Genomic DNA, 20,054 nt, shown 5'->3' on the forward strand with positions numbered 1-20,054 from the left:
GGCTCACTTCGGCAGTGGCGTAGTGACACCCTTGACGTGCCAATCCATGGCGACGACCTCGCCATCGGTGAGCGTTGCACCAGACGGTGCCGCTTCGCTGCCATCGGCCTTGGTGAGCGGCCCTGTGAAGGGAGTGAAGCTGCCGCTGGCGATCTTCGCCTCGATCTCCTTGATCTTGCCCATGGCGTCGGCCGGGATATTCGGATTCCAGTCGACAACCCCGACGACCTTTTCAGTGACGCCGAGGAAGGCATTGCCGCCCCTGAACGTGCCGGCGATATGAGCGTCCACCGAGGCTTTGAAGAACGGCGACCAGTCAGTCGCGACACAGCCGAGATAGGTCTTAGGCGCGTACTTTTTCATCGAAGAGTTGAGGTTGAACACGTAAATGCCGGCTTCCTCGCAGGCCGAGATGACCGACGGCGTGTCCTGCGCATTGGAAAAGATCACATCGCACTTCTGCGCCATCAGCGCCTTCGCAGCTTCCTGCTCCTTGGCCGGATCGAACCACGAGTTCACCCACACGACCGACACCTCGATATCCGGTTTCACCGATTGGGCACCGAGCGTGAAGGCATTGATGGACGTGATCAGTTCCGGGATGGCAAAGGCGGACACTGAGCCTAACTTACCGGTCTTGGAGAGCGCAGCGGCAGCCATGCCGAGCAGGTAGGTTCCCTGAAAATACTTGGCTGCGAAGGGCGAGAAGTTCGGTGCTACCTGGAAGCCGGAGGCATGCAGCACGGTGACCGCCGGATTCCGGCGGGCGATCTGCAGGGCGCCGTTCTGATAGCCGAAGGAGCCGGCGATCAGGAATTTGTTTCCATCGGCGACCGTCTTGTTCATGATGCGGTCGGCATCCGGACCTTCTGGAATGTTCTCGATGACCGTGACCTTTACCTTGTCGCCGTACGCAGCCTTGACGGGTTCGAGGCCGGCGGCAAGGGCGTGTCCCCAGCCGACGTCACCGACCGGCGAGGGGATCACGAGAGAAATACCGAGCGGCTCGTCGGCTGCCATGGAGGACCGGCCGCCAAGCGCGCTTGCGAGGCCGGAGGCGGCAACAACCTTCATCAATGTTCTGCGGGTGAGGTTTTTCAGCATGTCAGTTCCCCTGTTTCGTTTTTAGAATTCCACTGCCGCGAGTGCGGCCTCGGCTTCGGCGAACAGCCGCATTTCGTCGAGTCCGATGAACTCGCCCTTAGCCCAGACGATGCGTCCGTTGATCATGGTCATGTCAGTCGGCATTCCGATGCCTACTTTGGCAATCAGGCTCAGCGGGTCGTGCCGCGTGCCGATGTAGTCCATGCGCCGTGTGTCGATTGCAAAGAGGTCGGCGGCCATCCCGGGAGCAAGCCGGCCGATATCCGGGCGGCCGAGGAGGGCCGCTCCGCCGGTCGTCGCATAGCCGAGAAAATCGACCGGAGGCGGGACGGGATGCGCGCGTGTAGAGGCGGTTAGGCACTGCAGCATATAGGCGGAGTGCAAGCAGTGCATCAGGTTTGAATTGTCGTTCGAGGCAGCTCCATCGCAGCCGAGACCGACGCGCAGACCGAAGGCCGACATGGCCGGAATATCGGTGATCTCGGCGCCGACCAGATAAACGGGCTCGGGGCAGTGGGAGACACCGGTGCCGGTTGCCGCCATCATGCGCAGTTCGTCATGGGTGAGTTCCCAGCAATGGGCATAAAAGGTATCGGGACCGGCAAATCCAATTTCTGCGCAGTAATCCACCGTCCTCATGCCGTGCCGAGCCTCGATGACGGGGCTTTCGCCTTCGCCGACATGGGTATGGAGTTGCACGCTGCGGTCGCGCGCCAGCGCCGCCGCCTCGACGAAGGTCTCTTTATAGCAGTTGACCGGCTGACAGGGCGCGACCACGACCTGCCGCATGCTGAAGGGGCTTTTATCGTGGTAAGTGTCGATCAGGCGCGCGCAATCGGCGATGAATTCGTCCGTCGTCTCCAGCATGGGGTCCGGGATGGTCGAGCCTTCGGATTTTGGCAGCGTGTTGCCGCCGCGGCCCGCATGAAAGCGCATACCTAGCAGGTCGGCTGCCTCGAACTGACGGTCGATCAGTTTCTTTCCAGCGCGGCGCGGGAAGCAGTACTGGTGGTCGAATGCCGTCGTGCAGCCGTGCTTGATCATCTCCGCCATGGCGGTGACGGAGGCATGGTAAAAGCAGTCCTCGGTCAGGCGCGAGAAGATTGGATAGATGAGATCAAGCCATTCGATGACCGCCAGCTTCGTCCAATCGAGATCCGCACGGTTGCGCACGAAGCACTGGAAGAAGTGGTGGTGGGTATTGACGAGCCCCGGATAGACGAACCAGCCGGTCGCGTCTTGAGTGACGGTCCCGGCCGGCAGCTCTCCCTTGTAGAGGTTTTCGCCGATCGCTTCGATCGAAGGACCGTTTGTCAGCAGGTCGACGTTCCGGCAGACACGCAGCCCCTCGCCATCGTTGGCGATGACGGCAGCACAGTTCGTTAGGAGATAACCGGCCACGTCACACCTCGCCCGGTTCGGCGTAGGGTTCGGGCTTTAATTCGTGCAGCCTATGTATGCCAGGCATCTCGACAAAATTATCGAGGCTGCGGATTGCACGCGTCCAAAGCCTGATGGCGGGGTAGGGGTCGAGCGGGATGCCGCCATCCGGCGCGAGCGCCACGTAGGGAAAGCAAGCGATATCAGCAATTGTCGGGTGGTTCGACGCGAGGAACTGAAATCCCCGCAAGCCCTGTTCGACCAGCTTCGCTTCCAGTTCGCGAAGAGCAGCAATCCCTTGTGCTTGAAGCGAGGCGATGTCTCCCGGCCGCAGAAGCATTTCATGAAGGCGCGCGCCTCCGAGGTTGGCGGTCAGCCGGTGTGAGAACGAAAGCCACTGCTGGACGCGCGCTGTTTCTTCCGGCGTGCCGCCGCCCAGCCACTTTGGCGCAGTCTTGGCGGCGAGGTAGGTAAGCATGGCGGCGGATTCGGTCAGGATCAGATCCCCATCTTCCAAGATCGGGATCGAGCCCGCCGGGTTAAGTGCCATGAACTCGAGGCTGCGATGCTCGGCGCCGGGATGAAAATCTACTGGCCGGATTTCCATCTTCACGCCGACCAGTGCCGCCATCAGCCGAACTTTGTAGCAACTGGGTGAGAGAACGTAATCATAGAGCTTCATTGCGCCACCAATTGTGCCCCGTAGGTGTAGTGGCGGCGTTTCAGCCAGCGTCTGTAAGCGATCGAAGTCAGGTCGGCTCTTGTGGGGATTTCCATTCCGGGATCGAGGGGCAGGAGCCTGGGGATCTGGTTTTCGAGAATGGACCGGTCCTGCAGGAAGATCGTCTGCTGAAAGTGAATCAGGTCGGTCGTCGGCGTGACATCGTCGAAGAGCGCCATCCACGGCCAGACGTCGCACAGGTCTTCGGCGAGGGGTTGGACGAAGAGAGCGATGACATCCCATTCACCAGGGCGGGGCGGACAGGTCTTGTAAAGGACGGAGCAGGTCGGCGCCGGCACCCGGTACATGTATTCGGTCGTGATGCCGCCGCTTGCCGACTTGGCAGCCTGCGGCTGGTAGAATTTAACCTGCGTGGCCCAGACCTCATCTACTTCTTCGCGGATTTCGACCTTGTAGTCCTGAACCTCGGTGTGTGGCTCCGCGCCCAGGATGTCGGTGTGCACAAAGGGAAAGTGCGCTATGTCGAGAAAGTTCTCCACTGCGCGCAGCGGCGAGCAGCGCACGCGAGCGACACCCACATCGACAAACCGGCGGCCGGGCTGATCGGCCTCGGGAATCGGAAAAAGATCCTTTCGAGGTTTGCCGAGAGAGGACCAGATGTGGCCGTAGCGCAGGCAAACGGGGAGAAAGCGCCCGTCGCTGGATTTCACGTTGATGTTTCCGTGGGTGTCAAGCGCCAATTCGATAGGCTCTCCCATCAGGGCGGTCTTGCGCCCGTCGATGTCGAGCTGACTGAAGAGACCGACGGGATACCAATCGTCGATCATCGCGTTTTGCTTCATGACGCTTTGCCTTTCGTCTGAAGCTCCTCGGCCATCCGCCGCAAAGTTTCGCATGCCCGTGAGGCGGCAATGCGCGCGGCCAGGCAGCTATCATCGTCCAGCAGGACATGAATCAATGTCTGGCCGTTGTCTTGCGGAACGAGCAACAGCCGGATCGTCTGGCTATTCTGCGCATGCCAGACAAGGCCTTCCGGGCCTGCCTTTGCGTTCGCAGCAGCCTCGACCGCCTCAGTACTGGCATCTGCCACCAAGGAGCGCAATGGAACAAGGCCTTCAAGCCGCGGAGGCCCAGCCATAAGTTGCTCTGCGGCAACCCAGATGACACCATCAGACTCCTCGACCTGTTGCGTCTCCAAGCGGATCGTTTCGGGCGGCGTGAGGCCTGGATGGGCCGGGATGCGCAGGCAGGTTCCGATCCGGCTGTAGCTCCAGCCATGATAAATGCACGAAAGTGCCTCACCACGCACGAAGCCGTGAGACAAGCGCATGCCGCGGTGCGGACACCGGTCTGCCGATGCTGTCACGTGCCCCGACTGACTTCGCCAAAGAGCAATCGGTCCGGCTGGCGTCCGCGCCGGAACAACGGTTCCCGCTGGCAAATCCGCGGAAAGGGCGACTGGCGTCCAAGAGCCCGTCGTGTCAGGCAGCATCACTCGGCTTTCTATATAAAATCAATGGCCTGGTTGGTGAATCCGCGGCTAACGGTCGGCGTCCGCCAATCAGTGCGGTCACGTTTGCATAATTTTTCCGCATTGGCAATCTTGATTAAATATAAGGCATACGATGCACATGCGGCCAGAAAAGGATCGATCGCTACGTCAGGAGATTCTGCCAATTGGTGTGCGGTGTATCGTCTCGACCCAGACATCGATGGGCCCGAGCAAACAACCGATCTCCATCATGTCGATCAGCTCCACGGGCCCGGTGATGTCGAGCTCGACTCGATCGGAACTGGTATGGGCGATCGCCTGCGCAAGCCCGAGCTTAGCCGCATGGCGTCGGATCCAAGGAAGGAAGGAGGCGGCGTCAAGTTCGCCGAGGATCGTCATTCGCTCCCGAAAGTCGCTTTGATGTTGGTCCGTCATAAAAGGCCCTAAGCTTGGTATCTTGGCATCAAGCATAGCGCCCAAGTGGACGAATGAAAGGGTGGTCGTCAAAGCGCGCCTCAGCCGCGCTCGCTGTCGCGTTCTGCCGCCGGCGTCACACAAGGCCGGACGCTCTATCAGTAGGCACTGCTCTTTACCTGCCGATCAGTCGCGAAAAGAAACGGCAAGCGGCGCTTCATAGTTCGTTTTCCTGGCCGGGATCCAGCAAATCAACAAGCCGCGCAATTCTTCCCGTCGGCAACGGACGGCCTTCATCGGCCAGAGCTTCTTCAGCATTGACCCAGGCCCAGGCTTCTGCCAGTTCATTTGCCGAAGCTCCTGTCGCCAAAATGTCTGCAAGCAAGACCTCGTCAACCGGGCCGATGATGGCCCTTACCTCTCCTGATGATAGGGTCATTTCAATCACCTCCCTCACGTTCGGCACTTCACGACTGCGGCTGTGGCAGCACATTGTGTCGCTCCCGTCAGCCAATATGACACGCAGCGCGTCCAACCGCGGCAATTGCCCGCGCCGGGTAGAAGACCGGCGCGGGTCGTCGTCATGGTCGATCAGGCCACCTGCTTTTCGCCTTCGATCTGTAGGGGCCCAGTCTCCTCCTTGGTCTGCTTGGCCTCATTCATTCCGATAGCAATGCGCCGCGGCTTCATCTCTTCGGGGATCTCGCGTTTCAGCTCGACCGACAGAAGACCGTTCTTCAGGCTCGCACCAAGCACCTTGACGTGGTCGGCCAGTTCGAAGCGTCGTTCGAATGATCGGCCGGCGATGCCGTGATGCAGATATTGCATATCCTCCTTGTCGGGCTTCGCGCCGGCAATGACGAGCACGTTTCGCTCATGTGTGACCGACAGATCCTCCTCGGCAAAGCCTGCAACTGCCATGGTTATGCGGTACTCGTCCTCACCGGCCTTGACGATATCGTAAGGCGGCCAGGTATCGACAGCTTGAAATCGCTGCGCATTGTTGAGGAGATTGAAGACGCGGTCAAAGCCGATGCTGGACCGGTAAAGGGGGGCGAAGTCGAATTCGTTTCTCATAGCCATATCCTCCGTAAAGCAACATGGAATGGAGACGCTGGAAACTCGCGTCTCCAACAGTCAGCCCCGTACGGGCGGCTGACGGAACTGATTTGGTTGCTGAGTTTTCAGGTTCAAGAGCGTTCAGGAAAAAATTGGCACTCCAGGACCCAGAGTGCTAAAAATTGTCGCCGCCGTTCTTGAAATGCCGTCTTCCACATTGCATTTTTTCGTGCCTTAGACGCCGTGACGCTTGCCGAGATGGATGGCCTTTCCATTCCGGCCGCCGGCGGCGTCGATACGACCGCCGTGCTCGTCGGCGACTTTTCGAATGGCAATGACGGCGTAATCCTCAAGAAAATGACGAGCCTTACCGATACCAGGGGCCAGAATGTCAATCTGGTCGCGTATTCCGTCTCGCATTACCTGCTTGCTCGCGCGCTCGAAAGCATCAAGCTGACAGATCGCGACGTGAAGGTCGTCAATACATCCGAGGCCGACATTGTCGCCGCCTATAAGACGCCCGACCTCACCTGGAATTCGCGGCCGAAAGCTATCTCGATGTCGAGGTCGTCATCGCGGCCTGCATAACAACAGGTGCCGAGGCCGTCCATCCCGGCTACGGCGTCCTTTCGGAGAATTTCAACTTTGCCGAGCGGGCGGCCGAGCGCCAGCAATAGTCCTTACAGACGCAGCACAATCCAGGGAAAGCACTTCCTCTCGCCGAATTTTTGCCGGCCGGCGCAAGCAGCGGCAAGGATGTCAGAACTGGAATAGTCGTCAGCCGCTTCGGCTTTCGTCGCCAGCAAGTGATGAAGGATGATCACCGCGCGGTGGCGCGCAATCGCGGTTGAGCCTCTCGGCCAAAGTATCCGACGTCTTGATGCCACAGCTAACAAGCTCGATGGCACGCTTGACCGCGTCCTGGCCGCGTTCGCTGTGGATGTCAACGCGATTTTTTTGCGACCACTGACGCAGGCCGGAGGTGATGAGATCGACCTCTTCGTCCGTGAAGGAGAGAAGTTCAAAGAGAACCATGATGCCCTCCGATGAAGCAATAAAGGCGTCCCAAAACAACCTCGTCAGGGCCAGAAAAACTATGGCAGAAAGGGCGAACGGCTAAAAGGCACTGTGCGTTTTCGGACATACCTGATCCATCAAGCGCACCGGCCACGCTGCCGGACAAGCTGGGCCGATGTGACGGGGCCAGAACGTATCAGCATCTGATCCGCTCCCCTGGCTTCAAGAACCACGGTTCTTGGTCAGCAGCGTTTAATAGAAAGCCAGCCGGTCTGACTGATTGAGAGCTTCACGCGCCCTTGAGCCAAAATGATCGACATTCAATAGCCGGCGGTGCCGACGTTTTGTTTCAATGTGATCGGCAGGATCAATGTCATCACCGAACTTGAAGGCACTGATCTCCCTGGCTGGAAGATGTCAGGCATGAGGCGCTCAAGACGCGCGCGCACTGATGAGCGGCGCTGTCCTCGGAGACGAGACATTTCCGACCGGAATACTAAAATCTGCGACGATGCCGGCCGTTCTTGTGTTGTTCAGTTTGCAGATCGATCAAGCGATGCGAATAGCCCGATGCGCCAGGCTCATTGGAATGCCTATCAGCCGCTCGTACTCCGCCTCGGGCAAGCCGTAGCAGCCACCGGCAATTTTCTTGAGCTTTTCCCTGTCGATGATGCGCACGTTACCCCGCGTTGATTTTATGGCGTGGATGCCTTCGAGGATGTGCAACTCGTTGGTCACACCAGCACGCCGAACACCGAGCATTATTCCAAGGAACTCATGGGTGAGCGCGAGATTGTCGCCCTCGAGACGGTCATGACACATCAGCAGCCATCGCGCGAGGCGCTCCTGCATGCTGTAGCGCGCGTTTGCCAGAGCTGAGTGAGAAAGCTGCAAGGTCGCCGAATGCACGTAGCGAAGCAACAAATCCCTCGTCGGCTTATGGTTGTCGATAACGGTCATGAAGTGTTCGACCGGAATGGTTATTCCAGTTCCAGCAACTTGCATGAATGTTCTATTCGGGGTGCGGTCGGTCATTAACAGCACATGGTGGCCACCAAGACCCTCCCGTCCCACGTGCCCGACCTCAACCACCTCATCGTCGGAGCTGACGGCCACCATTGACGCAAGACCGCTCTCGATGAAGCAAACATGTGAGATGGGCGTGTCGGTTTCGACAACAACGTGTCTAAGACCAAGATCGACCGGGGTCATTTCCGAACGGAGCCGCTCGAAGGTTTCCGGCGCCAATGCCTTAAGTAGTCTGTTTGCAACGCTCGCCTGTGAGAAGGATGGCATGGACGTCTCCAATCATGTTAGAGCCCGGTCCCACACCAAGCGTCATGAGGATTAGCAATTCGCTGATTTATGCCTCCAAGCACAGCCCAGGGCCAGAACTTGAGGGCGCTCTGTACGGTTCTGACATTTCTGCAGCGGTTGCTTCGGAAAGCTCCAGAGGCGCCATATCGAATGGCGATTAGGGGCATTCGATCGTCGCTGCGGCCGATAGAACGTGAATGGTCGTTCCATCCTCCCGCGCAGCGATCATCCGCCCGTCAAAGGCGCCCATTCCGTTGAAAGAGCCGGTCCCCGCAGAGCTCACCTGCCATCTCGATAGCCTCGCTACGAGGCTCATCCCGAATGGACGTATCACAACTGGCTTGTCGGTCACGTCTTAGCCATCATGGATGTTGGAGACATTCCGTGACATGATTTGCTCCTTGCAGCCAAGAGCAAGTCGTTTTCCAGGCGTCACGCCTGATCTTCATCTGCGGACCAGCATCAATCATGCGCCCTTTCGTTGCTAAAAGAAAGTTCTATTGGAAAAAGCGCTCTGAGGGCCCACCAGCGCGCTCCATAAAAGGTGGCCCCTCCAAGCACACCGAGATCGTTAGCGAAGAATTGGTCGCGTCACCGACAATCGACACTGCGAATTGGGTGTTGCGCTTCATTTCGACGTTAAAGAAACCTCTTGAATTCAACCGAAGTCTTTGCCACCTGATCGATCGTTTTTTCCATCATGGGAGATCATGACGCATGACGACGACCGCCGCGCACAACACTGCCGAAAACCACATCTTCGAAGCCGATGTGGCGCGCCTTCTGCATATGATGGTGCATTCAGTCTATTCGGATAAGGATGTCTTTCTGCGCGAACTGATCTCGAACGCCGCCGATGCGTCCGAGAAGCTTCGGTTCGAGGCGATTGCCACACCCACACTGCTTGCAAACGATCCGGACAGCCGGATCACGCTATCGCTCGACGAGGAAAAGCGCCAGTTGGTCGTCGAGGACAACGGTATTGGTATGAGTCGTGACGAATTGATCGAGGCGCTCGGCACCATTGCCCGCTCGGGAACCCGTGCCTTCATGGAGCGCATTGAGGCCAACAAGGCCGGCGAGGGCGCACAACTGATCGGACAGTTCGGTGTCGGCTTCTATTCCTGCTTCATGGTTGCCGAACGCGTGGACGTGGTTTCCCGGCGTGCGGGCGCCGATGAGGCTTGGTTGTGGTCGTCCGATGGTCGGGGCAGCTATAGCGTCAGCCCCGTGGACGTGGTGGATTCTCCGTCGCGTGGCACGCGTATCACTTTGCAGTTGATGGAGGACGCCAAGACCTACACATCCCGGTGGTCGGTCGAGCGGATCGTCAAGGAGCAGTCCGGCCATGTTCCAGTGCCGATCAAGATCATTGAAAAGCCGGGCGCCGAACCGATCCAGCTCACCGATGGTACCGCTCTTTGGACTCGTTCGAAAAGTGACATTTCGACCGAAGAATATACGGATTTCTACCGCGGTATTTCCGGACAGTACGACGAGCCTGCCGTGACTGTTCATTTCCGGGCCGAAGGACGGCATGAGTATACTGCACTAGCCTTTGTTCCGGGATCGCAGCCGTTCGACATGTTTGATCCTGACCGCAAGGGCCGGATGAAGCTTTATGTAAAGCGTGTCTTCATCACCGACGACACCGAACTCATGCCGCGTTATCTTCGCTTTGTGAGAGGCCTGATCGATACGGCAGACCTTCCCCTCAACGTTTCGCGCGAGATGATCCAGGCGAGCCCGATTCTGGCGGCGATCAGGAAGGGCGTCACCAGCAGGGTCGTAGCAGCGATCGAAAAACTCGCCGAGACCGACGCGGACGCCTTCATCAAGTTTTGGGAGAATTTCGGTTCAGTCGTTAAAGAAGGCATTTACGAGGATTTCGAACGCCGCTCGCAGCTGATTGCCCTGTCGCGCTTTAGAACCACGGCCTCGAATGACGGGTATCGCTCTCTGGCAGATTATGTGAAAGATGCCAAACAGGATCAGAGCGCAATTTATTATTTGACCGGCAACAGCCTGGACCAGCTGAAGGCATCGCCGCAGCTAGAAGGATTTCGCGCTCGCGGCATCGAGGTCCTGCTATTAACCGACTCTATCGACAGCTTCTGGGTGATGAATGCACCCGAATTCGAAGGAAGGACCTTCAAATCGATCACGCAAGGGACAGCCGACCTGGCGCAGTTCGCTACGCCCAATGACGAAGCAGCCACGAAGAGTGAAACGTCGGCGGATCTCGAGAGCTTCATCGCCTTTGCCCGCGAGACGCTCGCAGAGCAGGTTTCGGATGTTCGTGCCTCCGATCGACTGACGGAAAGTGCGGTTTGCCTCGTCGCATCTGAGCAAGGCTACGACCGCCAGATGGAAAAGATACTGCAGGGCGCAGGACGGCTCCAGTCGGCTGCAAAGCCTATCCTCGAGATCAATCTCGACCATCCGCTGGTGAAAGGAATTGCTGCCAAAGACGACGGCTCCTCGCTAAGGGAGGATGCAGCATTGCTCCTGCTTGACCAAGCACGGATCCTTGATGGCGACAGACCCGTCGATCCCCGTGCCTTTGCCGAGAGACTGACACGGGTATTCCAAAGAGCGTTGCAATTTTGATGGAGAGCTGGCGGTAGGCTTACTCTGCCGCAATAGTAACGCTTGTGCAACCGTGCTCGACATGCGCGGGACGCGGTACGAATGTCACCTCGCCGGCGGACCGCATGTCCGTCGGCAATGGAAGGGCAGCGGCTCTGCGTTGAAGCGATAACTATCGGGAAAGTGGGGCTGATCAGATCGATGATATCGTGTTGTCTGACGGCGCGACAAATCGCGGCCGAAATCTTGAGCATTCCTTGGCCGCGCCGGATGCCCTTTCCGGCACACGTGTTCGCGCGTGTCAGATCACTTGTGGATCTAAAAAATGCTTGCTCACGCTGGGACGTGGCCGCCTTACTACTCCTTCGCTTAAGCCTTTGGGACAGGCTTCGATGCGTGAGAAATATGGTATTCTTCGATCTCGCGCACGCTCTCACAGACCATCGACGCCCACGAGACGTGCGTTCCGCCAGTCCTATTCTGGCATCTGGCCCTGCCCCGTCTGCCCCCCAGCCCGCAGGGCCTTTTTTATGAGGTTATTACTGTGCGGCGACGTCCACCGCTTCGGACGATTGAATGGATTCCGTCGGGGCATTTCGAGCAAGCCCAGTCGTATATCGTGTTTTCATCTGTCAGCCCGAGCAGTAATCCCGAACACGCAAGAGGATTTCAACGAATTGCTTCTGGAGGTGGTCCTGTAAGTGCAATTCGGCTTGGGGATCCGAGCGACGTCCCGATATCTCAAAGGGCTGCGCGGCGGCGCGCTCTTCTAGGCGGGCGGCCGATCGCCTTGGTTCGTCGACGATCACGAACGGCTGGCGCGGGCGCATGTGTCGATGCGTGGCGACTTTATGAGCTTGAAGAAAGCAGCCATTGCAATGCCTTGTGTGCGACCAGCTGACGCGCAATTCCCTGTTGACAGTATTGTTATCGATAACATACGATGCCTTGCAAGTTCACAGAGCTTTGGGAGGAGCGCCGATGTCGAGCGAAAAACTGCTGGAGTTTCGCTCCATCACCAAGGAGTTCGGCGGCACTCGCGCCTTGTCGCAGGTATCGCTGGATTTGCATCCGGGGGAGATCCTGGCGCTTCTTGGAGAAAACGGCGCGGGCAAATCGACACTCATCAAGACCCTGGCCGGCATCTACAAGTCGGACGGCGGCGATATTCAGTTTCGTGGTGAACCCTATGTCCATCGGCCGCCAAAGCCTAACGAACGTCAGCCTCTCGCCTTTATCCACCAGGACCTTGGTCTGATCGAATGGATGACGGTCGGCGAAAATGTCGGACTGGCGCAGGGTTTCTCGATGCGTTCGCGCCTGATCGACTGGAAGCGAACGGAGGAGCGAGCCAGGGAGGCGCTGAATCTCGTCGGCTGCGACTTCGATCCGTCGACGCGTGTCCAGGATCTCACCCGGACCGAAAAGTCGCTTGTGGCAATTGCGCGCGCGCTCGCCGTGGAAGCGGACGTGCTTGTTCTCGACGAGCCGACCGCCAGCCTTCCGGCCGATGAGGTGGAGCGTCTCTTCCATGCTATCCGTCCGCTGAAAGCGCGAGGGGTGGCGATGATCTACGTGTCGCATCGGCTCGATGAGATTTTCCGCATCGCCGACCGGGTCGCGGTCTTGCGCGACGGACGCCTGGTTGGCCAGAAGCCGGTGGCACAGACTACGCCGGACGAATTGATTGAAATGATCGTCGGCCGCAAGACGGACCAACTCTTCGCCAAAGCGACAAGCAATCCGGGTGAGACGATCGTCAGCATTCGGGATCTTGCCTGCCGTAGCGCCGGACCTGTCTCCTTTGATATCCGGAAAGGAGAGCTGCTTGGGTTGGTTGGCTTGCGCGGCGCCGGTCAGGAACTGATCGGTCGGGCCCTTTTTGGCTGCGAAGCTTTTTCCGGCGCAGTAGATGTCGGTGGGGTAGTACCGGACCTGTCGAGCCCGGTCGCTGCAATGAGGTCCGGCATAGGCCTGATTGCGCGCGACCGCACCGAAGAATCCGTTGCCATGTCGCTGTCGCTTCGGGAAAACACCTTCCTCAATCCGGCAGCGTCCGGACGCAGGCTCCTTTCTTTCCTGTCGCCGTCTAAAGAAGCGTCCCTGGCGCGCACGATCGGCGAGAGTGTCGGATTGAGGCCGAACGACCAGAGCCTTCCGATCGAGGCGCTATCGGGGGGCAACCAGCAGAAGGTGGTTGTCGGCCGCTGGCTTGCAACTGGCCGCAAGCTTCTGATCGCCGAGGATCCGACCGCAGGCGTCGATGTCGGCGCCAAGGCCGACATCTATCGGCTGATCGCCCGTGCGCTTGAGGCGGGTCTGGCTGTCGTCGTCGTGTCGACGGATTTCGAGGAAATCGCACATATCTGCCATCGTGCCTTGGTGTTTTCACGCGGACGGATTGTACGCGAATTGCAAGGTGCGGATTTAACCACATCGGCGGTGATCGCTGCCGCGTCGGCTTCAGAGGCCGCTTGAGTTCCGGGAGAAGATAATGCAGTCGATCGAATCCACCGCCCTTGAGCCCACCCGAGCCGAATTGGCGGGCCTCAGCTATACGCAGAAGCTCCTGCGGTTCCTGCCAGTTTACGGCCTGGTCATCCTTTCTTTGCTGCTAATCGTGCTGTTTTCGGTTCTCCTGCCGCAGACCTTTCCGACGGTTCTCAATCTCCGCTCGATTGTCTCCGACAAGGCGATCATCGCTCTCCTGTCGCTGGCGGCCATGATCCCGATGGCTGCCGGCCGCATCGATCTTACGGTCGGCTACGGCATCGTGCTCTGGCACATTCTTGCGATCAGCCTGCAAACCGTGTTCGGCGTGCCATGGCCGGTCGCAGTCGTCATCGTGCTTGCACTCGGGGCTATCACCGGCTTCCTCAACGGTCTTCTGGTGGAGGTCGCTCGCATCGACTCGTTCATTGCGACGCTCGGCACTGGCACGGTCCTCTACGCGCTGGCACTCTGGCACACCGGCGGGCGCCAGGTGGTTGGCGTCTTGCCGGAGGGTTTTTACTCGTTGAACGGCACCATGGTTTTCGGCCTACCGATCACCGGCTTTTATGTGCTGCTGCTTGCCGTTGCGCTCTGGCTCATTCTCGAATATCTGCCGATTGGCCGCTATATCTATGCGATCGGTGCCAATCCGAAAGCGGCAGCGCTGAACGGCATTCCGGTCCGCCGCTTTGTCATCGCCGCTTTTGTCTCCTCGGGCACCCTTGCTGCACTTGCAGGCGTCCTGCTCGCCTCGAAGCTGCGTATTGGCCAGGCCAGTGTTGGCCTCGAGTACCTGCTGCCGGCGCTCGTCGGTGCCTTTCTCGGCTCGACCACCATCAAGCCTGGACGCGTCAACGTCTGGGGTACGATGACCGGTGTCATCATTCTTGCCGTCGGCATTTCCGGCATCCAGCAATTCGGTGGCTCGTTCTTCGTCGAACCACTCTTCAACGGCATCACCCTGCTCGTGGCCATTGGCATCGCCGGTTATGCGCAGAGGAAACGGGGTGCAGTTGGAAAAACGGCAGCCGCGAGTCCGGGATCTGCAAACCCACCGAAAAACTGATTGCCGTCGGCTCACAATCTTCAAAGGGAGGAAGAACCATGAAACGCAGAACGCTCATCCAGAGTTCCGTCGCCGCACTGGCCTTGATGCTCGCGGGGCCGGCACTGGCAGATGCCATGTCCGACGCCAAGGCGGTGGTCGAAAAATATGCGACCCGCATCACCACATGGGACGGACCGAAGACAGGACCCAAGGCGCAGGAGGGAAAGACGATCGTCGTGCTCGCCGGCGATCTGAAGAACGGCGGCATCTTGGGCGTTACCACCGGCGTCGAGGAGGCCGCAGCTGCCATCGGTTGGCAGGTTAAGGTTCTCGACGGAGCGGGCTCGATCGGCGGCCGCACGGCAGCGTTCGGCCAGGCCATGGCGCTGAAGCCGGCCGGGATCATCATCAACGGCTTCGATGCCGTCGAGCAGGCGCCGGCTCTTGAGCAGGCAAAGGCTGCGGGAATTCCGCTCGTCGCCTGGCACGCGGGTCCGGTCATCGGCCCTGACGAAAAAACCGGCCTTTTCGCCAATGTCAGCACCGACGCGATGGAAGTTTCCAAGTCGGCGGCAGACTGGGCCTATGCAGATGCGAAGGGCAAACCAGGTGTCGTAATCTTCACCGACTCGACCTATGCGATTGCCATCGCCAAGGCCGACAAGATGAAAGAGGAGATCGAAAAACTCGGCGGCAAAGTTCTTGAATATGTCGATACGCCCATTGCCGAAACCTCCCAGCGCATGCCGCAGCTGACGACATCGTTGCTGCAAAAATACGGCGACCAGTGGACCCATTCGCTCGCCATCAACGATCTGTATTTCGACTTCATGGGCCCGTCGCTGGCAGCCGCCGGCAAGGGCGGTACTGACGCGCCAATCAATGTCGCTGCCGGTGACGGCTCGGAATCGGCCTATCAGCGCATCCGCGCCGGCCAGTTCCAGAAAGTTACGGTCGCCGAGCCCCTCAACCTGCAGGGCTGGCAGCTTGTCGACGAGCTGAACCGCGCCTTTGCGGGCCAACAGTGGTCTGGCTATCTCTCCCCGCTCCATGTCGTCACCGCCGACAATGTCGAATTCGATGGCGGCCCCAAGAACTCGTTCGATCCGGAAAGCGGTTACCGCGACGAGTATAAAAAGCTCTGGGGCAAGATGTAGCAGCCTCCCTCCCGGAAACTGGGCACCGCGAATGGTGCCGTTTTTTTTGCACGTTGCGTCGCAAGCGATGTTGACGGAAGGATGAACAGGCAGTCGATTATCGTTTCGTCGTCGTGTTGCCCTGAATGAGCTGGATCTCAGCCCGCCACGATCTGTTCACGTGCACGTGTGCAAGTATATTCAAGAGCGCCTGAGCCGCCGTCTTTCCGATCTCGGCGCGAGGTACATCAACGGTCGTAAGTCTGGTTCGGACCGTGTTGGGGATGGACGTGCCGTTAAAACCCACCACGGACATCTGCTCTGGAACTGAAATTCCAGCTTCATACAGATAGGAGAGGCCACCAAGCGCCATCGCGTCGTTCAGAAAGTGAATAGCCTGGATCTCGGGATGATCGCGGATCAATTCCTGCGTAAGGGCGCGTCCTGTTTCGGCCTGTCTCGGCCGATTCTCGCAAACCATGCTGATCACGTCGATGTTGGCGCTTGCAAAAGTAGACCGCATGGCATGGTAGCGCCAGCGGGCGCAGAGATCCTTCTCCAATTCGGCGCCGATATAGGCAACATGCCTCAGGCGGCGCTCCAGGAAATGCGCAGCAACGAGTTGCCCTGCCTCCGTGTGCGAAGGGCCTGCGCTGAAATCGAGATCCTCATTGTCGCAATCCCACAATTGAATGGCCGGGCAGGTGCGTCTTTCCAGCAATTTGTCGCAAGCGGCGCTTCGTGCCATGCCGCCGTTTAGCAAAAGCCCTGCCGGGCGGAAGGACAGCATCTCGCGCACGAGATCTGCTTCAATGCCGGGATCGAAATGAGATTCTCCGATAAAGGTATGAAGTCCATTGGGGCGCAGGATGGCGTTTACCCCACTCAGCACTTCAGAAAAGACGATGTCGCTCATCGAGGGGATGATCACGGCTACCATCCGGCTCTTGCGCGAACTCAATGATCCGGCGAGGGTGTTCGGCAGATAGCCAAGCTCATCTGCGGCACATCTCACCCTTTGTTGCGTCTCCTCGGAAATATTGCCGACGCCTCGCAACACCTTTGAGACTGTCATGCTGCTTACGCCTGCCTTTGCCGCCACATCAAGCAGCGTGACGATCCGCGTCTTATCCTTTGCCACTTGCCTCATTCCCACGCCTGTCTTGAAAAGTAAAAACTGGCTTGACAGCCCGATTGTTATCGATAACATAAAATGAGGTTAACGATAACCCTTGCATGATTCAGATGCAATGCCCGTGCAAGGGGATCCAGAGGAGGCGAGTAATGGAGCGGTTCTGTCGCTCCAGAGATCGCAAGCACGAGCAAGAGCTCAGTCAAATCAGGTGGAGGAATGTCATGAATGTTCGTAACTCTATGCGCGCGGTTGTAGCGGCAGCCGCACTCGCCATCACGTCCTTGGCGATGACGGCCGAAGCCGGGGCGGTCTCGCTCAATGACATCATATCACGCGGCACGGTCCGGATCGGCGTTCTGACCGGTGCGCCGCCGATGGGGATGGTGGATGAAAAAGGTAATCCGACCGGCTACGACGTTGACGTCGCCAACTTGATTGCCGGATATCTCTCGCTGCCCGTCGAGCTCGTCCCACTGACGCCGCCGGCCCGCATTCCGGCGCTCCAGACCGGCAAGGTCGATTTTCTCGTTGCGACGCTGGCCCCGACGGGTGAGCGGGCCAAGACCGTCATGTTTACCCAGCCCTACAGCGCCTTTAACATGGATATCATATCCGGTCCCGACCAGAAGTTTGCGAGCCTTGCCGATCTCCAGGGCAAGCGCGTCGCGGTCAATCGGGGTTCGTCACAGGAAACCGCTCTTCGCAAGGCGGCGGTCCCCGGGATGGAGCTCGTGGTTTTCGAAGACGACTCCACCAGTGCGCAGGCGCTGATTGCCGGTCAAGCGGATGCGGTCGCACTGCCATCGACTGTGGGAGAAGCGATCATCAAGCAGCGTCCGGACGCTGGCCTCCAGGTCGGCTTCACATTCTTCCAGCAAGGCAACTCGATGGCGACAAAGCTCGACGATTTCGAACTGCGTCAATGGCTGAATACGTCGATCTATCTGATGAAAATCTCCGGCGATCTCGACAAGATCGCGACGAAATGGACGGGCCGTCCGATGCCGACCCTTCCGTCCTTCTGATTGAGCTTGCGTGAGAACCTGCCGGTGAGGCACCGGCAGGCCGCGAAACTTCGACGGAGCTCGCTTATGTCCTACACATTTCAATTCGGCGTGCTGGCCCAGTATCAGGACGAAATCCTGAGCGGTATCTGGCTGACGATCAAGCTGTCGATCCTTTCGATCGTTCTCGGTTCGGCAGCAGGTGTCATGCTTGCATCCTTGCGCTCCATAAAGGGCGGTGCCGTGCGGTATCTTGTCGATGCTTACGTCGAGGTGATTCGCAACACGCCCTTTCTCGTCCAGCTCTTCATCGTCTATTTCGGCCTGCCTGGGCTTGGTATTCGCGTGGGCGCCGATACGGCGGCGCTGATCGGCATGACCATCAATCTTGCCGCCTATTCAACGGAAATCATCCGTGCCGGCATCGAAGCCGTGCATAAATCTCAGATCGAAGCGGGCGAGGCGCTTGGCTTCTCGCGTTTCCAGATCTATCGCCACGTCATTCTGGTGCCCGCGGTCGCCAAGGTTTACCCGGCGCTGTGCAGCCAGTTCGTGTTGATGATGCTGGCCTCTAGCATCTGCTCGGCAATCTCGACCCATGAGCTTGCCGCCTCGGCCGCTTTCGTCGAATCGCAGACCTACCGGTCCTTCGAAGTCTATATTGTCGTCACGCTGATCTATCTGGCGCTGGCGCTGGCGCTGCGCGCAGCCCTGGCATTCATCGGCATGTGGCTTTTTGGCAGGCGGGTTGCCCGCCGCACGATGACGGCTCTGCCGGAGGTGCCGGCATGACGCTGAGAACATTCGGTTTCGATGAGTTCGGATTCTTGCTGCAAGCACTGCAGTGGACCATTCTCCTAACGGTCATCGCCCTTGTCGGTGGAGGTCTGCTCGGCTTTGCCGTGGCGCTAGCCCGTACCTCACCCGTCAAGGCGGTGCGCTTTGCCGCAGGTTCCTATATTCAGGTTATCCAGGGCATTCCGGTGCTGATGATCCTGTTTTTGTCCTATTACGGCCTCAGCCTTGCCGGGCTTGAGCTGCCGCCGCTCTTTGCCGCCGGCGCATCGATGACGATCTACGCGTCAGGTTATCTCGCGGAGATCTGGCGCGGCTGCATCCAGGCGGTGCCTCAGCAGCAATGGGAAGCTTCGGAATCGCTTGCCATGACCCGCCTTCAACAATATCGCTACATCATCCTGCCGCAGGCAATCCGCGTTTCGCTGCCGCCAACCGTCGGCTTTGCGGTGCAGGTGGTGAAGAACACGTCGATCACATCGATCATCGGCTTCGTCGAACTCGCCCGCGCAGGGCAGCTTGTCAATAACACGACATTCCAGCCGTTCCGCGTCTTCATCGCGGTGGCCGCTCTTTATTTCGTCGTCTGCTACCCATTGTCCCAGCTGTCGCGTTGGCTGGAAAGGAGGCTTCATGCCGGAAGTAATCGTTGAAAATGTTCACAAGAGCTTCGGTGCGCTCGAGGTTCTCAAGGGCGTATCGCTCAGCGTCGGGCGCGGAGAGGTCTTTGCACTGATCGGCCGGTCCGGTTCTGGAAAGAGCACGCTGCTACGCTGCATGAACGGCTTGGAAAAGATCAACTCCGGCCGCATCGAAATCGCCGGCCATGCGCTTGGAGGAGACGCAAAGGCGCTGCGAAGCCTGCGCACCGATGTCGGCATCGTCTTCCAAAGCTACAACCTCTTTCCACATTTGACCGTGGGCGAGAACATCATGCTGGCGCCCCGCATTGTCAAAGACGTTGCGAAGGCTCAGACACGGGAGATCGCCCGCGAGGTCCTCCAGCTCGTGGGCCTGTCGGAAAAATTCGATGCCTATCCGGACCAGCTTTCCGGCGGCCAGCAGCAGCGTGTGGCGATTGCCCGGTCACTTGCAATGCGCCCGAAGGTGATGCTCTTCGACGAGGTCACTTCTGCGCTCGATCCGGAACTGACCGAGGAAGTGCTGACGGTCATGGAGAAATTGGCCCGCGATGGAATGACCATGATACTCGTCACGCATGAGATGGGTTTTGCGCGCAGGGTGGCTACGCAGACGATCTTCATGCACAAGGGCACGATCTGGGAGCAGGGGGCATCCAAAGAGCTGTTCGCTAATCCACAGACGCCCGAGTTGCGGCAGTTTGTGAAATCGGACGTTAAGTAATCGTGACAGGGCGGGTGGGCAGGC

The 20,054-nt window shown here is 58.7% G+C and carries 19 protein-coding genes and 2 pseudogenes; 10 read left to right on the forward strand and 11 right to left on the reverse strand.

All coding sequences use genetic code 11. The features are described from left to right. Window positions 1–3: 3 nt before the first annotated feature. From RGR602_RS26540 to RGR602_RS26575, 8 genes are all read right to left on the reverse strand, one after another. Window positions 4–1,101: a BMP family ABC transporter substrate-binding protein gene (locus RGR602_RS26540; RefSeq protein WP_203226243.1), complete on the reverse strand. Its 1,098-nt coding sequence runs from the start codon at window positions 1,099–1,101 to the stop codon at window positions 4–6. 24 nt (window positions 1,102–1,125) lie between these two features. Continuing rightward, window positions 1,126–2,505 carry an amidohydrolase gene (locus RGR602_RS26545; RefSeq protein ID WP_040115006.1) on the reverse strand — a complete coding sequence of 460 codons (1,380 nt, stop codon included), beginning with the start codon at window positions 2,503–2,505 and terminating at the stop codon, window positions 1,126–1,128. A 1-nt stretch (window position 2,506) separates the two neighbouring features. Further along, window positions 2,507–3,166, reverse strand: a complete 660-nt coding sequence (locus RGR602_RS26550; protein WP_040115007.1) for a glutathione S-transferase family protein — start codon at window positions 3,164–3,166, stop codon at window positions 2,507–2,509. Continuing rightward, window positions 3,163–4,008 (reverse strand): aromatic ring-hydroxylating oxygenase subunit alpha, encoded by an 846-nt coding sequence (locus RGR602_RS26555; protein WP_040115008.1) that lies wholly within the window; start codon window positions 4,006–4,008, stop codon window positions 3,163–3,165. Before RGR602_RS26555 ends, RGR602_RS26550 begins: the two co-directional genes overlap by 4 nt. Further along, window positions 4,005–4,658: a Rieske 2Fe-2S domain-containing protein gene (locus RGR602_RS26560; protein ID WP_040115009.1), complete on the reverse strand. Its 654-nt coding sequence runs from the start codon at window positions 4,656–4,658 to the stop codon at window positions 4,005–4,007. The genes RGR602_RS26555 and RGR602_RS26560 overlap by 4 nt, the downstream gene beginning before the upstream one ends. Before the next feature lie 168 nt (window positions 4,659–4,826). After that, on the reverse strand, window positions 4,827–5,093 hold the full coding sequence (locus tag RGR602_RS26565) for an acylphosphatase (protein ID WP_040116495.1): 267 nt from the start codon (window positions 5,091–5,093) through the stop codon (window positions 4,827–4,829). A 196-nt stretch (window positions 5,094–5,289) separates the two neighbouring features. Further along, complete coding sequence (locus tag RGR602_RS26570; protein WP_040115010.1) at window positions 5,290–5,511, reverse strand: hypothetical protein; 222 nt, start codon at window positions 5,509–5,511, stop codon at window positions 5,290–5,292. A gap of 152 nt (window positions 5,512–5,663) precedes the next feature. After that, window positions 5,664–6,149 (reverse strand): Hsp20 family protein, encoded by a 486-nt coding sequence (locus RGR602_RS26575; RefSeq protein ID WP_040115011.1) that lies wholly within the window; start codon window positions 6,147–6,149, stop codon window positions 5,664–5,666. Between the two features lie 213 nt (window positions 6,150–6,362). Between RGR602_RS26575 and RGR602_RS26580 the strand changes: the two are divergent. Both RGR602_RS26580 and RGR602_RS39925 read left to right on the forward strand, forming a co-directional pair. Next, window positions 6,363–6,668, forward strand: a pseudogene (locus RGR602_RS26580) (putative urea ABC transporter substrate-binding protein); the annotation flags it as partial. Next, a pseudogene (locus tag RGR602_RS39925) lies at window positions 6,662–6,793 on the forward strand (biotin carboxylase N-terminal domain-containing protein); the annotation flags it as partial. The pseudogenes RGR602_RS26580 and RGR602_RS39925, both read left to right, overlap by 7 nt. Window positions 6,794–6,908: 115 nt before the next feature. On the opposite strand, the gene RGR602_RS26585 reads toward RGR602_RS39925, so the two are convergent. Then, window positions 6,909–7,166, reverse strand: a complete 258-nt coding sequence (locus RGR602_RS26585; protein WP_052451769.1) for a hypothetical protein — start codon at window positions 7,164–7,166, stop codon at window positions 6,909–6,911. Between the two features lie 531 nt (window positions 7,167–7,697). Continuing rightward, on the reverse strand, window positions 7,698–8,444 hold the full coding sequence (locus RGR602_RS26590) for a Crp/Fnr family transcriptional regulator (protein WP_040115013.1): 747 nt from the start codon (window positions 8,442–8,444) through the stop codon (window positions 7,698–7,700). Window positions 8,445–9,182: 738 nt separating this feature from the next. On the opposite strand from RGR602_RS26590, the gene htpG reads away from it, so the two are divergent. The 4 genes from htpG to RGR602_RS26615 all read left to right on the forward strand — a co-directional run bounded on the left by htpG (window position 9,183) and on the right by RGR602_RS26615 (window position 15,752). Next, complete coding sequence (gene htpG, locus RGR602_RS26595) at window positions 9,183–11,075, forward strand: molecular chaperone HtpG (protein WP_040115014.1); 1,893 nt, start codon at window positions 9,183–9,185, stop codon at window positions 11,073–11,075. 960 nt (window positions 11,076–12,035) lie between these two features. Further along, window positions 12,036–13,532 (forward strand): sugar ABC transporter ATP-binding protein, encoded by a 1,497-nt coding sequence (locus RGR602_RS26605; protein WP_040115016.1) that lies wholly within the window; start codon window positions 12,036–12,038, stop codon window positions 13,530–13,532. A 16-nt stretch (window positions 13,533–13,548) separates the two neighbouring features. Next, window positions 13,549–14,613, forward strand: a complete 1,065-nt coding sequence (locus RGR602_RS26610) for an ABC transporter permease (RefSeq protein ID WP_040115017.1) — start codon at window positions 13,549–13,551, stop codon at window positions 14,611–14,613. Window positions 14,614–14,651: 38 nt separating this feature from the next. Next, window positions 14,652–15,752 (forward strand): ABC transporter substrate-binding protein, encoded by a 1,101-nt coding sequence (locus RGR602_RS26615; RefSeq protein WP_040115018.1) that lies wholly within the window; start codon window positions 14,652–14,654, stop codon window positions 15,750–15,752. 97 nt (window positions 15,753–15,849) lie between these two features. On the opposite strand, the gene RGR602_RS26620 is transcribed toward RGR602_RS26615, so the two are convergent. Beyond that, window positions 15,850–16,941 carry a LacI family DNA-binding transcriptional regulator gene (locus RGR602_RS26620; protein ID WP_323808295.1) on the reverse strand — a complete coding sequence of 364 codons (1,092 nt, stop codon included), beginning with the start codon at window positions 16,939–16,941 and terminating at the stop codon, window positions 15,850–15,852. A 146-nt stretch (window positions 16,942–17,087) separates the two neighbouring features. Between RGR602_RS26620 and RGR602_RS26625 the strand changes: the two genes are divergently transcribed. The 4 genes from RGR602_RS26625 to RGR602_RS26640 all read left to right on the forward strand — a co-directional run bounded on the left by RGR602_RS26625 (window position 17,088) and on the right by RGR602_RS26640 (window position 20,030). Then, window positions 17,088–17,891 (forward strand): transporter substrate-binding domain-containing protein, encoded by an 804-nt coding sequence (locus RGR602_RS26625; RefSeq protein WP_040115020.1) that lies wholly within the window; start codon window positions 17,088–17,090, stop codon window positions 17,889–17,891. 66 nt (window positions 17,892–17,957) lie between these two features. Continuing rightward, window positions 17,958–18,662 carry an amino acid ABC transporter permease gene (locus RGR602_RS26630; protein WP_040115021.1) on the forward strand — a complete coding sequence of 235 codons (705 nt, stop codon included), beginning with the start codon at window positions 17,958–17,960 and terminating at the stop codon, window positions 18,660–18,662. Further along, on the forward strand, window positions 18,659–19,318 hold the full coding sequence (locus RGR602_RS26635) for an amino acid ABC transporter permease (protein ID WP_040115022.1): 660 nt from the start codon (window positions 18,659–18,661) through the stop codon (window positions 19,316–19,318). The genes RGR602_RS26630 and RGR602_RS26635 overlap by 4 nt, the downstream gene beginning before the upstream one ends. After that, complete coding sequence (locus RGR602_RS26640) at window positions 19,299–20,030, forward strand: amino acid ABC transporter ATP-binding protein (protein WP_040115023.1); 732 nt, start codon at window positions 19,299–19,301, stop codon at window positions 20,028–20,030. Before RGR602_RS26635 ends, RGR602_RS26640 begins: the two co-directional genes overlap by 20 nt. Window positions 20,031–20,054 lie beyond the last annotated feature (24 nt).

The sequence above is a fragment of the Rhizobium gallicum bv. gallicum R602sp genome (genome assembly GCF_000816845.1).
GTDB lineage: Bacteria > Pseudomonadota > Alphaproteobacteria > Rhizobiales > Rhizobiaceae > Rhizobium > Rhizobium gallicum.